This window comes from Nocardioides bruguierae (genome assembly GCF_023554635.1).
Classification (GTDB): domain Bacteria; phylum Actinomycetota; class Actinomycetes; order Propionibacteriales; family Nocardioidaceae; genus Nocardioides; species Nocardioides bruguierae.
In genome coordinates this window covers 291061-305488 of record NZ_JAMJPH010000003.1, presented here as the reverse complement: position 1 = coordinate 305488, position 14428 = coordinate 291061, and the positions used below count along the sequence as shown (strand labels likewise).

Genomic DNA, 14428 nt, shown 5'->3' with positions numbered 1-14428 from the left:
CGGCTACTGGCACCGGCTACTGGCACCGGCTACCGCGAGCCGAGCCTGATCGCCTCGTCCAGCGCCGCCGCGTCCGCGCTGCCGGGCTCGGCGGTGAAGATGACGAGGACGAGGTCGCTGCCCTGCACCTCCAGGGCGTCGCAGTCGACGGTGAAGGTGCCCACGACCGGGTGCACGAGGGTCTTGCGCTGGGCCCCGCGCACCCGCGCCGGCACCTCGGCCCAGAGCTCGGCGAAGCGCGGGCTGACCGCGCGCAGGTCGCCGACCAGGGCCTGCAGGTCCGGGTCGTCCGGTAGCCGCAGGCAGGCGGCCTTGAGGTCGGCCACGATGTCGGTCTCGACCACCACGCGGGTCGCCTCGTCGAGGCGACCCGCGTCGCCGGTGCCGGCGAAGGTGCGCCAGGCGCGGTTGCGGCCGCGTCCGCCGGGGTGGTCGTCGGCGTCGGAGAGGTCGCCGAAGAGGGCGTCGGCGGCGCGGTTCTGGAGCACCGTGTTCCACGCGGCGTCCACCACGCTGACCGGCGACTCGCCCAGCCGCGCCACGATGCGGCGCAGGCTGGCGCTGACCTGCCGGTCCATCCGCTCCGGGGACGGCGGCAGCTGACCGGCCATGCGGTAGAACCGGTCCGTCTCCTCGGCGTCGAGGCGCAGCGAGCGGGCCAGCGCGTCGACCACCTGCGGCGACGGGTGCTGGGCACGACCCTGCTCCAGCCGCACCAGGTAGTCGGCGCTCACCCCCGCCAGCTGCGCCAGCTCCTCGCGCCGCAGCCCCGGGGCGCGGCGCCGCCCCGACGCGGTGAGCGCGGGGCTCGGCAGCCCCGCCTCGTCCGGGGTGAGGCGGTCGCGCCAGGCACGCAGGTGCTGCGCGAGCGGGGGGAGGGTCGCGACGGCGGAGGTGCTCACCGCTCCATGAGACCAGAGGTCGCCAACCGTGCGGCCTCCCGCTCGGCAGCGGAGTTGAGGACGCCGGCGCGCGACCCGCTCAGCTTGGCGGCGACGTGCTCGTCGATGGTGACCGGCGCGTACAGCGGCGGGTGCTCGGCGTCCACGAACGCCGGCAGCGGGCCGACGCGCTTCTCGGCGTCGCCGTCGAGGAAGAACGCGGCCGAGCGACGGCGCTCGATGGTGCCGCCGACGATCGGCGGCTTCACCCGGTGCAGCGTGGAGAGCCACTGCTCGTTGGTGAGGCGGGTGGTGAGGTCGCCCAGGTTGACCAGCAGCGCGCCCGGCGCGGGCGAGACGTCGTGCCAGGAGCCCTCGTGCAGCACCTGGAGCCCGCGGACCCGGTCGGCCCACAGCACCGTGACGATCCCGAAGTCGGTGTGCTCGCCCATGCCGACGAGGTCCTCGTCCAGCTCCACCTCGGTGCCGGCCTCGAGGGCGTAGTTGTTCATCCGCAGCAGCTCGATCGGGTGGTCGAGCAGGCCGCCGAGCACCTCGGGCGCCAGGTCGAGCGCGTCGGTGAAGACGTCGACCAGGGTGCGGGCCACGCGTCCGGCCTCGGCGCGCCAGGCGTCCACCGCCTCGCGGAAGCCGGGGACGTCGGGCCAGGTGTTCTCGGCGTAGTGGCCGGCCACGCCCAGCCCGGCCAGGTCGGCGTGCGCGTGCTCGGCCGCGGTCGCGCCGACGTTGAGCGCCTCGAAGAAGTCCTTCATCCGGGTCTCGGACTGCACGCCCGCGCTCAGCGCGAGGCTCTCGGAGCGGGGCGGGGTGTAGCCACGGTTCTCGTGCGGCGGGCGGACGACGGCCTTCTTGGCCTCCAGGTCCTGGCCGAAGAAGGCGTCCAGCGCGGCCGCGAACGCCTCCTCCGTGGTGGTCGGGACGCCGTGCCCGACCACCTGGACGAAGCCGACCTCGCGGCAGGCGGCGTCCATGGCGGCCGCGCAGGCGGCCCGCTCGGCGGCGGTACCGCCGACCACGTACGGCGTGACGTCGACGGTGGGGACGGTGAAGGGTGTGCGCACAGGTGCTCCTCGGGAGGCGGTGGATGGTCCGTCGGAGGTGTCCGCTTTCCCGGCGCCCCGTGCGGCTCTGCTCGTGCCGCCGCGGGTGCCCTGCTGTCTTGTTGAGCTCCGACACCGTCACCGTAGGCGGGCCGTGTTTCGCCGACGTGAACCTCGCGGGCGCGTCAGCGCGTGGCTCCCTCCTTCACGGGCACGACCGCATCCAGGGCAGCACCGAGAGCGCCCGCAGGATCTGCCGGCCGGGCCGTGCACCGCCACGCCACCATCGTGTCGGGCCGCACCAGCACCGCCCCGTCGTCCGAGACCTCGCGCAGCCTCGTCCACGTGCCGTCCTCGACGACGACCCCCGGCCCCGGCTCCGTGCCGGGAGGGGCCACGGCGACGACGTCCACGGCCGCGGCCACCGGGTGCGACAACGACGCGAGGGCCGCCCGCCAAGCACCCTCCGCTCCAGCCCCCACGAGGAGGAGGAACCGGCCCGGCTCGCCGATCTCCACGGTGGAGACCCGGCCTCGATCCGTGCGGAGCCAGGCGTGCGGCACGTGGTGTCCGGGTCGGGTCGTCGGGCGGTGGACCAGAGTGTCGTCCGGAAGCAGCTGCGCCTCGGGGTCCGGGACGAGCGCGCCAGTGGGGTAGGCGAAGCCGTTCTCGGCGCCGTGGGCGTGGAACTCGGCGTCCATGTAGCGCACGGCGTCGCCGAGGGCCTCCTGCTTGGCCAGGCCCTCGGGCGAGTCCGACCAGAGGGTCGCCAGGGCGGCCCATCCCTCGGCGGCCGCCTGACCGGGGGCGAGGCCGATCGCGGTGTCGATCAGCCCGCCGTGGTTGGCGAAGTTGTGCAGGGACGAGTCGGCGACGCTGCGGGCGATCGCGTGCCGCTCCTGCTCGTAGGTGTCGAGGAGCGGCTCACACGACTCGTCCCGCAGCGCGGCAGCCAGCTTCCAGGCCAGGTTGTGCGCGTCCTGGATGCCGGTGTTGAGGCCCAGCGCGCCCCACGGCGGGATGCGGTGGGCCGCATCACCGACCAGGAAGCACCGCCCCTCGCGGAAGCGGTCTGCGACGACGGCGTTGATGTACCAGTGCGAGATCGAGTGGATCTCCACCTCGGGGAGGTCCACGCCGAGGGAGCGCCCCAGCCGCTCGCGCATGCCCTGCTCGTCGAACCGCTCCGGGTCGTCGGGGCCGAAGCCGCAGGCGAACACCCACTCGGCGGACCGGCCCTCGTCGTCCCAGGGCCCCAGGTGGTAGAGGTACCCGCTGCCGATCGAGCCGCCCAGGTCAGGATTCACGAACCAGTAGATGAGGCACTCGTGGTTGGGCAGGACGTCGGTGAGGTCGGCGCTGAAGTGCGCGCTGACCATGTCCACGAGATCGCGCGGGCCGCTCATGTCGATGCCGAGCGCGTCCGCGACGGTGCGTCCGCCGTCGGCACCCACGACGTAGCTCGCACGCACCACGTGCTCGCCGAGGGCGTCGCGGACGACGACGTCCACGCCGTCCCCCTCGGGCACGATCCCGACCACCTCGCAGTCGAAGAGCAGCTGCGCCTCCGGCCTCGCCTGGGCGGCGGCCCGCAGGATCGGCTCCAGCCGGATCTGGGGCAGCATCGTGTACGGCGCCGGGCTGGCCGCGGCGTACTCGTCCGCGTACTGCCCGCCGCCCCAGGCGTCACGCACGGCGATCTCCCGGCCGTGCAGCGGCGTCGGCCCACCGAGCGAGGTGTACCAGCCGGTCCGCGACACGGTCCGCGGCGGAGCGCCGGCGGCCGCGACGGCGTCCCCCAGTCCGAGGGAGCGCAGGATCTCGACGGTGCGCTGGTTGAGCCCGACCGCCTTCGGGTGGATGGAGGTGCCGGGGTGCCGCTCGAGCACCACGTTGCGCACGCCCAGACGGCTCAGCAGCAGGGAGGTGGTCAGACCGACCGGGCCCCCGCCGACGATGACGACGGGCGCGCTCACGCCTGCCCCGCCCCTGCGTGCGTCGAGGCGTCGGCGTAGTCGGTGTAGGTGTAGGGGTTGTCGAGCACCTTCGACTCCGGGACGTCCGGGTTCATCCCGGCCTGCCACTCGTCCTCTCCGAGCTCCGAGCGCAGGTGCTCGACGGTGGCCTCCACGGCCGCACGGGCACGGCCCAGGTCGATGCCGACGAGCTTGCCGTCGTGCTTGAGGACCCGGCCGTTGACCATCACCGTGTGCACGTCGCCGCGCTGCGCCTGGAAGACCACGTGCCCGTACGGGTGCAGCACCGGGAACATGACCGGGGAGTCGTCGTTCTTCACGAGCACGAGGTCGGCCTTCTTGCCGACCTCGACGCTCCCGACGACGTGGTCGAGGCCGAGCGCGCGGGCGCCGCCGCGGGTGGCCCAGCCGACCGCGTCCTCCGAGCGGGCGGCGATGTGGGTGACGGTGTCGCCGGAGGCGTGCGCCTCGTGGTGCTCGCGCGCCCGGTCGGCGTTCAGCGCCGAGCGCATGGCCGAGAACCCGTCGCCGCTCCACCAGACGCTGGTGTCGACCGAGAGCGAGATGTCGATGCCGTGCCGGCGCAGCGCCCAGGACGAGGGGTAGCCCTGTCCGCAGCTCGACTCCGACTCCGCGGAGACCGACGCGTGGCCGCCGGTGGCGGCGATCCGCTGGTAGCTGTCGTCGCTGAGGGTGGCCGCGTGCACGTAGACCGTCTCCGGCGTCATGAAGCCGTGCTCGTGCATGAGCCGGATGCCGTTGTCGTTGGTCGCACCCCACACCCCGGCGTGCGTGGTCACGGGGGCGCCCAGGTCCCGCGCGACCTCGAAGGCCGCCTTCTCGGGGAACTCGCTGTCGCCGGTCACGTCGAAGGCCATCTGGAACCCGAGCATGTCCGAGCGCGGCATCCGGCGCTCCACGAAGCTGCGGAAGTCCGGCGAGGTGGCCCACTCCCACGGGGCGCCGTGGATGTTGCCGTAGGCCAGCACGAACCGGCCCGGCACCTCCTCGAGCGCGTCCGTGGCGGCCTCGGCGTGCTCCACCGTGGCCAGGCCGTGCGACCAGTCGACGCTGGTGGTCACGCCGGCGTCGATCGCCTCGATCGCGCTGAGCAGGTTGCCGGCGTAGTAGTCCTCGGGGCGGAAGCGACGCCCGTGCTCGAGGTAGTTCCACACGAAGTACTGGGTGAGCGTCCAGTCGGAGCCGTACCCGCGCATCGCGGTCTGCCACATGTGCCGGTGGGTGTCGATCATGCCGGGCATGACGATCCCGCCCCGGGCGTCGATCTCGACCGTCCCGTCGGGCACGGGGAGGTCGCGCCCGACGGCCTCGATCTTCTCGCCCACGACGAGGACGTCGGTGTCGGGCAGGATCGTGCGGGAGTCGTCCATCGTGAGGACGAGCCCGTGGCGCAGGACGACGGCGGGAGCGGAGGAGACCTGGTCGGGAGTCGGTGCGGCGGTGTCGGTCACGGCGGTGTGCCTTTCTGCTGGGACGGGTCGAACCGGGGTGGCCCACCACGCGGGTGCGCCGACGACCCCGATCAGGTGGTGATGTCGGGGTAGGGCAGGGACACGTGCGCCAGACGGCGCGCGTAGTCGTGCTGCATGGCGAGCGGCTCCGGGAAGTCCCGCTCGAACATCGCGATCCACAGGGTCAGCGTGAGGAAGGGGTGGGCCCCCATCTCGAAGAGCGCGACGTGGTCGTGGGCGACCAGGGCACGCCGTTCCTCCTCGGTGAAGGAGAGCCAGGTCGAGTCCTCGGCGGCGATGCAGTTCAGGACGCGGTTGGCCATCTCGGCCTCCCACCAGGCCACGAGCGCGGCGGGCTCCTCCCGGTAGCGCTCGGTGAGCGCGGCGTCCCGGTCGACGGTGAACAGGAACTTGTCCACGAGGTACCTGCTCATGCCCGCACCCCCAGGTCGAGCCCGGCGCCCAGCCCGTCGACCGGTCCTTCGACCAGGTGCGGGTTCGGGTACCAGGTGAAGTAGGCCTCCATCGTGTGGAAGAGGCTGAGGCTGTCGACGTGGTCGGCGGCCGCGTAGCCGGCGACGCCCATCATCAGCATGAAGTCCATGAACCCGTGGGTGGCGTTGCCCGGGGCGTGCAGGCTGTCCAGCGTCACGTTCTTGAGCACGCCGTCGATGTCGCCGCGGGCGATCCAGTCGACCGCCTGCGCGTCGAACTCCGGGTCGGGCCCGGTGGGGCCGAACTGCCGGGGGCCGCCCAGCTCCAGCGAGAGGTGCCCGGTGCCGATCACGGCGACCCGCAGGTGGCTGGGCCAGGCGTCCACGATCTCCCGGATGGTGCGGCCCAGCTGCACGAACCGCTCGGGTCGCGGCAGCGGCGGGGCGAAGATGTTGGTGTAGATCGGCACGATCGGCAGGTCGGCGTCCGGGCGCACCGTGAAGATCGGGCACGTCACCGAGTGGTCGATCCGCAGCTCGTTGGAGAAGGCCAGGTCGAAGCCCCGGTCGATGCCCTCGCGCAGCATGTAGGACGACAGCTCCGGGTGCCCCTGGAGCAGCAGCTTGGGCATCCCGAACTCACGGACCTCGTTCTCCCAGTTGCCGTCGTAGACCGGGGCGTTGCCGACGAGGAACTGCGGCATGTTGTCCAGCCAGAGCTGGTGGAAGTGGTCCGAGCCGACCATGACCAGCACGTCGGGCCGCGCCCGCGTCAGGGTCTCCCGGTAGGCGGCCACCTTGCTGATCCACTCGGCCGCGAACGGCGGCGCCTCGTCGGCGGGCAGCCGGCTCGTGCGGTAGTAGAACGGATGGTGCGTGGTCGCGAGGATGGCGACGAGCTGGGCCATGGTCGTCCCTTCGGCTTCTTCTCGGTTCTCGGGCGATGGAGGTGGGGGCTCAGGCCGTGCGCAGGGCGCGACGTCGCTGGGCCAGGGGGACGACGGGGGCCAGCAGCGCCAGGACGAGGGCCGCGACCGTGCCGGCGGCACCGCCGTCGGGCACGCCCAGCGCCTGGTCGAGCGAGAGCGCCCCGGGTCCGGTGACGGCGAGGCAGGCGGCCACGAACCCGTACAGCACGGGCACCTCGCAGCCACCGAGGTGCGCCCACAGCCCCTGGGCCGCGCTCGGTGCGGCGGCGACGACCATCGTGCCGACGGCGATCGCGCAGCCCAGCGGGAAGGCCAGGCCGGTGCCGACGAGCACCGCCGCGGTCAGCTCGCTGACGGCGGCCACCGCCACCATCCGCCGCCCCGGCCGGAAGCCCCACGACTCGAAGACCTGCGCCGTGGCGGCGAACCCGGCCCCGCGGAACCAGCCCAGGCTCTTCTGCAGCGCGTGCCCGGCCACGAGGGCAGCCAGACCCAGGCGGAGCAGCAGCAGCCCGACGTCAACGGCCTCCACCGGGGCTCCCCTCCTCCTGGGCGGCGAGGACGTCGGCGGGGTCGACGAACCTGGCGTGGTGCTCGACGGTCAGGTAGGTGTCCATGCCCACCGGCATCCGCAGCTCCTCGGCCAGCTGGCCGAGCAGGCCGGCGGCGCGGGCCAGCAGGGCGAAGCCGCGCAGCAGGGGCAGCGGCAGCCCCAGGTCGGCCAGCCCGGCCCCCACGACGCCGGCCCCGTTGAGCACCAGCCGGCGGCCGAGCACCTCGTGGTGCACCCGACCGATCGCCTCGAACAGCGACAGGTGGGCGCCGTGGCTGCCCGTCTCGTGGGCGATCCGGATGAGTGCCGGGGTGCGGGGGTCGAGCTCCTTGTGCACCGGGTGCCCGAGGCCGGGGATGATCCGCCGCTCGGCGCGGGCCTCCTGCACGACGCGGCGGGCCACCTCGTCCCAGCCCTCCTCGTCGGTGGGGACCTGCTCGAGGTCGCCGATCACCGCGGCCAGGAACTGGCCGCAGTCCTCGGTCACCCCCAGGAAGCGGGAGCCGCCGCCGAGGAGGCCGGCAGCGAGGGCGCCCTGCACCGAGTCGGGCGCACTGAGGAACGTCAGCCGGGCCGCGATGGCGGTGGGCGTGAAGCCGTGGTCGGCCAGCGCCAGGAGGCAGGCGTCCAGCATCCGCACCTGGCCGGGGGTCGGCACCCGCAGCGTCACCATCCGGTAGACCAGCTCGGTGAGGCCGACCTGCCCCATCAGGTCCTCGGCGAGGTCCTCGCCCAGCAGCGTGATGGTCGACGTGGTCGACATCCCCAGCGACGTGGGGAAGTCGGGCGTGCCGCCGGGCGCCGTCACCGGGAGCCCGCCTCGGCGTCGGCGAGCCCGTCGAGCCAGGCCCGCACCTCCTCGGTGTGCTGCCCGACCTGCGGCGGCGGGCGGTCGTAGCGCACCGAGGAGCGGGAGAAGGTCAGCGGGTTGCGGACCAGCGGCACCGCCTCGTCCCCCTCGCCCACCTGGACGACGGGGTCCAGGCCGAGGCCGTCGGCGAACTCGACGCCCTCGGCGACGGTGTTGATCGGGCCGGCGGGCACGCCCGCCTTGATCAGCAGGTCGAACCACTCGGCCCGGGTGCGCTCGCCGAGCCGCTCCACGAGCAGCGGGCGCAGGGCCTCGCGGTTCTCGGTGCGGTCGCCGACGGTGCGGAACCGGGGGTCCTCGGCCAGCCCCGGGGCGCCGAGCGCCTCGCAGAGGGTGGCGAACTGCCGGTCGTTGCCGGCGATGACGATGATGTCGCCGTCGGAGGCAGGCAGCGGCTCGTACGGGAAGAGGCTGGGGTGAGCGTTGCCCATCCGGGTCGGCACGGTGCCGCCGGCGACGTAGGCCGCGGTCTGGTTCACCAGGCCCGAGAGCGCCGAGGAGAGCAGGTTGACCTCCACGTGCTGGCCGAGCCCGGAGGACTCCCGCTCGTGCAGCGCGCCCAGGATGCCGATGAGCGCGTGCATGCCGGTGACGACGTCGAAGACCGAGATGCCGGCCCGGAAGGGCTGGCCCTCGGGGTCCCCCGTGAGGCTCATCAGCCCGGAGATGGCCTGCACCATCAGGTCGTAGCCGGGCAGGTGCGCACCACCGCCCGAGCCGAAGCCCGAGATGGAGGCGTAGACGACGCCCGGGTTCAGCGTGGAGACGGACGCGTGGTCGAGGCCGTACTTGGCCAGGCCGCCGGGGCGGAAGTTCTCGATCAGGACGTCGGCCCGCGACGCGATCTCGCGGGCCACGGCGAGGTCGGCCTCGTCACGCAGGTCCAGGGCCACCGAGCGCTTGTTGCGGTTGATGCTCAGGTAGTAGGTGGAGACCCCGTCCCGGGTGGGTGGCACCCAGGTGCGGGTGTCGTCCCCGCCCGGGCTCTCCACCTTGATCACCTCGGCGCCCATGTCGGCCATCAGCATCGTGGCGTAGGGGCCGGCGAGGATGCGTGAGAAGTCCGCGACCACGAGCCCGCTGAGAGGTCCCTCGCCGGTCATCGCGCCACCACGTCCGCCTGTCGGTCATCTGTCCGCATAACGGCACTGTGACCACCGTCACCCGCCCCCGTCAAGGGTTTCGCCGGGCAATCGGACAAATGACCGCCAGGCGGTCACGGGCCGGTGACCTGCGACGGAGCTGTGCGTAGAGTGACTGCCGGCCCCCCCCCTGCGGGGGCTGACCCGAACCAGCCCGAACCCGGAACAGGAGCGAGGCGGCATGGCCGAGCGCGGCACCGGACCCGACTTCATCGAGTCCCTGGCACGCGGCCTCGAGGTCATCCGCGCCTTCGACGCCCAGCACCCCGAGCTCACGATGTCGGAGCTGGCCGAGCTCACCGGGCTCGCCCGGCCGACGGTGCGGCGCATCCTGCTGACGCTGGAGGAGCTGGGCTACGTCCGTGCCGGCCGCGGCGGCTTCTCGCTCACCCCGCGCGTGCTCCAGCTGGGCCTCTCGTTCGTCTCGTCCTCGGGGCTGTGGGACGCGGCCCGGCCGCACATGCAGCAGCTGGTCTCCCGCACCGGGGAGTCCTCCTCCGCCGCCCAGCTCGACGGCGCGGACATCGTCTACGTCGCGCGGGTCGCGGTGCCGAAGATCATCGCCCTGCGCGTCGACATCGGCACCCGCTTCCCCGCCGCCTCCACCTCGCTCGGCAAGGTGCTGATGTCGGAGCTGACCCCGGCCCAGGTGGAGGCCGTGCTGGCCCACCCGTCTCGCTCCGGGGTCGTACCGCGACTCCAGCCGGACCTGCCACACCTCCTCGAGGAGCTGGCGGGCACCCGCGAGCGCGGCTGGTGCCTCACCGACGAGCAGCTCGCCGCCGGCGTCCGCTCCGTGGCGGCTCCCCTGCGAGACGCGAGCGGGTGCGTCGTCGCCGCCATGAACGTGACCGTGCACGCCGCGGAGACCAGCGTGGAGACCCTGCTCGCCGAGCACCTGCCCCGCCTGCTGGAGACCACGCAGGCGATCAACGCGGACCTGGCGCTGCTCGGCCGCCTGCCGCTGGCCGGCACGCACTGACCCCGCCAGGCGGGCACCGTCTCACCCGTCGTCCGATCCGGAGCCGGCGGCGAGGCCCGCGCTAGCGTCACGCCTGCTCCGCTCGACGTCGAGGAACCCGGTGAGAACCCGGGGCGGTCGCGCCACTGTGAACGGAAACCTCCGTGAGCCAGACCCTCAGGGCGGAGCGCCGACGCGGGACGCGACATCCCGGGAGAGAGGCCCTCCTGTGCCCACCATCCAGACCACGACCGCCGGCAGCCTGCCTCGTTCGCAGGCACTCCTCGAGGCCGCCGGCGCACGCACCTTCGCCGAGGACGGCTTCACCTGGGAGCCCTCCGCCGACTACGACGCGCTGCTCACGCAGGCCGTCGCGGAGGTGGTGAGCCGCCAGCGCGACGCAGGCATCACGCTCGTCGGCGACGGCGAGTACGGCAAGACCATGGCCAGCGCCCTCGACTACGGCGCCTGGTGGTCCTACTCCTTCCAGCGGGTGGCCGGGCTCGCCCTCACCGGCACCGACCTGTTCAGCCAGCCGCGCGTGCGTTCCGGCCCCGGCGACGTCCGCCTGACCTCGTTCGTCGACCGGCGTGACCGGCACCTGTTCCCCGGCGCCTACGCCGACCCCGCCTCCGGCGTCTCCGAGGGCTCGCCCGCCACCGCGTTCCCCACGACCACCGGGCCGCTGGCCTACCGCGGCCAGGACGCCACGGATGCCGACGTCCGCCGCCTGACCGAGGCGCTCGCCCCCGGCGAGCGGGGCTTCCTCACCGCCATCGCGCCCGGCAGCGCCGCGCGGGTGTGGAACACGCACTACGGCTCCGACGAGGAGCACGTGTGGGCCTGGGCCGAGGTGCTGAAGGAGGAGTACCGGCGGATCACGGACGCCGGCCTCGTCCTGCAGCTGGACGACCCCTCGCTCGCGGAGAGCTGGGACCAGGTGAACCCCGAGCCGAGCGTCGAGGACTACCGGGCCTTCACCCGCGTCCGCGTGGACGCGCTCAACCACGCGATCGAGGGCCTGCCCCGCGAGCAGGTGCGCCTGCACCTGTGCTGGGGGTCCTGGCACGGTCCGCACGTGACCGACCTGCCGCTCGCCGCGATCCTGCCCGAGGTGCTGCGGGCCCGGGTCGGCTCGCTCTCGTTCGAGGCGGCCAACGCCCGGCACGAGCACGAGTGGACGCTCTGGCACGAGGTCGACGTGCCCGACGACCTGGTGCTCGTGCCCGGCGTCGTCGGGCACGCCACCAACGTGGTGGAGCACCCCGACCTGGTCGCGCAGCGGCTCGGCCGGTTCGTCGACGCCGTGGGCCACGAGCGGGTGATCGCCTCCACCGACTGCGGGCTCGGCGGCCGGGTGCACCCCGAGATCGCCTGGGCCAAGGTCGAGGCGCTCGGCGAGGGCGCCCGCCGCGCCGGCCTCAGCCGGGCACGTCGAACGTCAGCACCGCGACGGGGTTGGTGAACTCCCCCGTCCGCAGCGAGACCTCCACGTCCCACTCGCCCGCCGTCGGCACCGTCACCTGCCCCGCGTAGGTGCCGGTGCTGACGGGGGTCAGCGGGACGAGGCCGAGGTCCGGGCCCTCCCCGTCACCGCCCAGGAGGCGCACCCGCGGCGGCTCCAGCCCCTCGGTCGGGACGCCGGCGGCGTCGGTGACCCGGATGGTGACCGTCGTGGGCCCGACCGCCCGCGGGCTGAGCTCCACGGCCACCGCGAGGTCGTCGCCCCCGCTGTTCTCCAGCACGCCGGTGACGGGGCCGGTCGCGGCGGCCGCCGCGGGCTCGACGACCTCGGGCACCTGGTCGACCAGCACCGCGGTGAGGCCGAGCACCCCGACCAGCAGCGCGGCCTCGGCCAGGGCCACGCGCAGCACCGGCCGCGTGCGTGCGCCTCGTTCCCGGCGGGACGCCGCGCGCAGCCGCGGCACCAGCACGCCCCGGTTCCACGCCGCGAGCGCGACCACGACGACCACCACGGCCACCTTCACGAGCAGGACCCGGCCCCAGGCCGTCCCGAGCAGCGCGCTCCAGCCGTCGACGGTCAGCCAGGCGCCCAGCGTGCCGGTCACGGCCACCAGGGCGAGCAGCCCGCCGGCGAGCACGGAGAAGCGCCCCAGCACGGTGGCCGCCTCGTCCTGCTCGTCCGGCACCGACAGCGCCAGCACGAGGGCCACGAGCCCGCCCAGCCAGGCGGCGCCGGCGAGCAGGTGCACCGCGTCCGCGGCGATCGCCACCGCCTGCGGGGAGGCCGCGCGGGTGTGCCCGGACAGCGCGGGGGCGACCACGGCGACGGCCCCCAGCCCGAGGGCGATGCGTGGGCGCAGGCGGCCGGGCCGCCCCAGGAGGACGAGGAGCGCGAGCAGGCCCCCGAGCACCAGGGCCAGGACCAGCCACTCCGATCCGGGCCAGGTGGCCCAGGCCGCCGGGTCGGCCAGCGCGGAGGCGTCCCCGCCGACCTGGTAGAGCACGCTGAGCGGCACGGTCGCCAGCCAGCCGAGCACACCGACGACGACGGCGGCGCGGGTCGCCCGCAGCACCCGCCGACGCGCCTGCGCCATGCCGGCGGGCAGCAGGAGGACGAGCCCCGCGACCAGACCGCCCGCGGCCAGCAGGCCCAGGTAGCCGAGCCACCGGGCCGGCGCCAGGAGGAACGGCGGGTCGGTGGAGGCGTCCACCTCGACCGGTGGGGGCGCCACGTCCGGGCTGGGCTCCCCCACGGAGAAGGTCAGCGACCCGGCCACGGGATGGGTGTCGAGCGAGATGATCCGCCAGACCACGACCACGGTGCCCTCGACCGGGGCGGCGAGCCGCACCTCGAGGCGGTCGTCGACCGCCTCGGCCTCAGCCGCCAGGGGCACGCCGGAGGCGTCGAAGACCTGCACGCCGCCGGGCGGCAGGGAGACCGGCTCGGTGAAGTCGAAGCCGATCACCTCGGGCGAGGCCTCGAGCACGGCGCCGGGTGCCGGGTCGGACCCCAGCAGGTTCGCGTGGGCCGAGGCCGGGGCGGGCACCCCGAGCAGCAGGGCCCCGACGAGCAGCACCAGGGCCAGCAGGCGCCTCACGGACGGCGCGGCCGCCCGCGGCGGGCGAGCGCCAGCCCACCGAGGACGGCACCGACGGCGCCGAGGCCGAGCGCGGCGGTGCTCACCGGCCCGACGCCGGCCTGCGCAGGCTCCTCCTCGGCCGCGGAGCCCGCGCCGTGGTGGTCCTCGCCGGTGGCCTCGGTCAGGGTGAAGGACGGGGCGGGGTGCTCCAGCTCGTGCGCGTCCTCGCCCTCGGGGGCGACCTCGATCCACGCGGTCTCCCCCTCCTCGCAGGTCTGGATCGTGGGGAACACGAGCGTCTCGCCAGGGGCGTCCGGCAGTCGCAGCGCGATCTCGAAGGTGTCGCGCACGCCCTCGGGCAGCGGCTCGAGGGCCGTGTAGGTGACGGTCTGCGTGCCGTCGTCCGCCTCGGCCGTGGCGAGGTCCCACAGCGGGTGCCGGGTGGGCACGACGCCGATGACACCGTCGGGCACGGAGATGGCCACGGACGTCGTCGGCGAGCCGTCGCACCCGTGCGGCACGGCCACCTCGACGACCGCGTACGCGTCCGCGGCGGTGGTGTCGGGGGTGATCCCGACGTGCGCCGCGGCCGGCGCGGCCGGGAGGAGCAACGCGGCCGCCACGGCCCCCGGGAGGACGGCGAGACGGGCGGTGCGACGGGTGCTGCTCACGTCGGTTCCTTCTGCTGGAGGGGTGACGTGCGTCACTGAATCAGTGAACCGAACTCAAGTCAAGGATGTGAATTCGACACAGGAATGGCTACTGTCGTTCACGTCAGTGAATCGAAGCCGTGTACGTGACCGCGTGGGCGGCCCACCAGAGAGAGGCACCCCATGCCCAACATCACCGTCGAGCTGCTCGCCGGCCGCACCATCGAGCAGCGTCGGGCCTTCGCCCAGGCCGTCGCCACCAGCGCCGTCGAGCTGCTCGGGGCGCGCCGCCAGGACGTCCGCATGGTCTTCACCGAGATCACCGCCGACACCGTGGCCAACGGCGGCGTGCTCGCCAGCGAGGACGACAGCAGGGCCGGCGTGGTCGCGGGCCTCGCCCAGGGCTGAGCAGCCCCACCCCGCGCCACCCGCGCACCCGCCGGCACCCACCCCG

The 14428-nt window shown here is 74.1% G+C and carries 14 protein-coding genes; 3 read left to right on the top strand and 11 right to left on the bottom strand.

Annotated features, from left to right (window positions below; genetic code table 11):
• Positions 1-29 precede the first annotated feature (29 nt).
• The 9 genes from M8316_RS03750 to M8316_RS03710 form a co-directional block, all read right to left on the bottom strand.
• Positions 30-902, bottom strand: a complete 873-nt coding sequence (locus M8316_RS03750) for a helix-turn-helix transcriptional regulator (protein WP_250052144.1) — start codon at positions 900-902, stop codon at positions 30-32.
• Positions 899-1963 (bottom strand): isopenicillin N synthase family dioxygenase, encoded by a 1065-nt coding sequence (locus M8316_RS20960; protein WP_250052142.1) that lies wholly within the window; start codon positions 1961-1963, stop codon positions 899-901. Before M8316_RS20960 ends, M8316_RS03750 begins: the two co-directional genes overlap by 4 nt.
• Before the next feature lie 164 nt (positions 1964-2127).
• Positions 2128-3918, bottom strand: coding sequence for an FAD-dependent monooxygenase (locus M8316_RS03740; protein WP_250052140.1), 1791 nt, complete (start codon positions 3916-3918; stop codon positions 2128-2130).
• Entirely contained in the window at positions 3915-5390 is a 1476-nt protein-coding gene (locus M8316_RS03735; RefSeq protein ID WP_250052139.1) for an amidohydrolase family protein, read from the bottom strand. Before M8316_RS03735 ends, M8316_RS03740 begins: the two co-directional genes overlap by 4 nt.
• A gap of 71 nt (positions 5391-5461) precedes the next feature.
• Positions 5462-5824, bottom strand: coding sequence for a hypothetical protein (locus M8316_RS03730; protein WP_250052132.1), 363 nt, complete (start codon positions 5822-5824; stop codon positions 5462-5464).
• Positions 5821-6732: a DODA-type extradiol aromatic ring-opening family dioxygenase gene (locus M8316_RS03725; protein ID WP_250052131.1), complete on the bottom strand. Its 912-nt coding sequence runs from the start codon at positions 6730-6732 to the stop codon at positions 5821-5823. The genes M8316_RS03730 and M8316_RS03725 overlap by 4 nt, the downstream gene beginning before the upstream one ends.
• A 49-nt stretch (positions 6733-6781) precedes the next feature.
• Entirely contained in the window at positions 6782-7285 is a 504-nt protein-coding gene (locus M8316_RS03720) for a DoxX family protein (protein WP_250052130.1), read from the bottom strand.
• Positions 7272-8114 carry a citryl-CoA lyase gene (locus M8316_RS03715; protein ID WP_250052129.1) on the bottom strand — a complete coding sequence of 281 codons (843 nt, stop codon included), beginning with the start codon at positions 8112-8114 and terminating at the stop codon, positions 7272-7274. Before M8316_RS03715 ends, M8316_RS03720 begins: the two co-directional genes overlap by 14 nt.
• Positions 8111-9280 carry a CaiB/BaiF CoA transferase family protein gene (locus M8316_RS03710; RefSeq protein ID WP_250052127.1) on the bottom strand — a complete coding sequence of 390 codons (1170 nt, stop codon included), beginning with the start codon at positions 9278-9280 and terminating at the stop codon, positions 8111-8113. The genes M8316_RS03715 and M8316_RS03710 overlap by 4 nt, the downstream gene beginning before the upstream one ends.
• A 220-nt stretch (positions 9281-9500) precedes the next feature.
• On the opposite strand from M8316_RS03710, the gene M8316_RS03705 reads away from it, so the two are divergent.
• Positions 9501-10301: an IclR family transcriptional regulator domain-containing protein gene (locus M8316_RS03705; RefSeq protein ID WP_250052126.1), complete on the top strand. Its 801-nt coding sequence runs from the start codon at positions 9501-9503 to the stop codon at positions 10299-10301.
• A 208-nt stretch (positions 10302-10509) separates the two neighbouring features.
• Positions 10510-11745 carry a cobalamin-independent methionine synthase II family protein gene (locus M8316_RS03700; protein WP_250052124.1) on the top strand — a complete coding sequence of 412 codons (1236 nt, stop codon included), beginning with the start codon at positions 10510-10512 and terminating at the stop codon, positions 11743-11745.
• On the opposite strand, the gene M8316_RS03695 is transcribed toward M8316_RS03700, so the two are convergent.
• Entirely contained in the window at positions 11702-13342 is a 1641-nt protein-coding gene (locus tag M8316_RS03695) for a copper resistance CopC/CopD family protein (RefSeq protein WP_250052123.1), read from the bottom strand. The genes M8316_RS03700 and M8316_RS03695 overlap by 44 nt on opposite strands.
• A complete protein-coding gene (locus tag M8316_RS03690) occupies positions 13339-13995 on the bottom strand; it encodes a YcnI family protein (RefSeq protein ID WP_250052122.1) in 657 nt (218 codons plus the stop codon). Before M8316_RS03690 ends, M8316_RS03695 begins: the two co-directional genes overlap by 4 nt.
• Positions 13996-14157: 162 nt before the next feature.
• On the opposite strand from M8316_RS03690, the gene M8316_RS03685 reads away from it, so the two are divergent.
• A complete protein-coding gene (locus tag M8316_RS03685; protein WP_250052121.1) occupies positions 14158-14382 on the top strand; it encodes a tautomerase family protein in 225 nt (74 codons plus the stop codon).
• Positions 14383-14428: the final 46 nt, after the last annotated feature.

Excerpts from the sequence above, each read along its gene's own strand:
- M8316_RS03730 (WP_250052132.1), bottom strand. The coding sequence starts at position 5,824 with ATGAGCAGGTACCTCGTGGACAAGTTCCTGTTCACCGTCGACCGGGAC.
- M8316_RS03725 (WP_250052131.1), bottom strand. The coding sequence starts at position 6,732 with ATGGCCCAGCTCGTCGCCATCCTCGCGACCACGCACCATCCGTTCTAC.
- M8316_RS03710 (WP_250052127.1), bottom strand. The coding sequence starts at position 9,280 with ATGACCGGCGAGGGACCTCTCAGCGGGCTCGTGGTCGCGGACTTCTCA.
- M8316_RS03705 (WP_250052126.1), top strand. The coding sequence starts at position 9,501 with ATGGCCGAGCGCGGCACCGGACCCGACTTCATCGAGTCCCTGGCACGC.
- M8316_RS03685 (WP_250052121.1), top strand. The coding sequence starts at position 14,158 with ATGCCCAACATCACCGTCGAGCTGCTCGCCGGCCGCACCATCGAGCAG.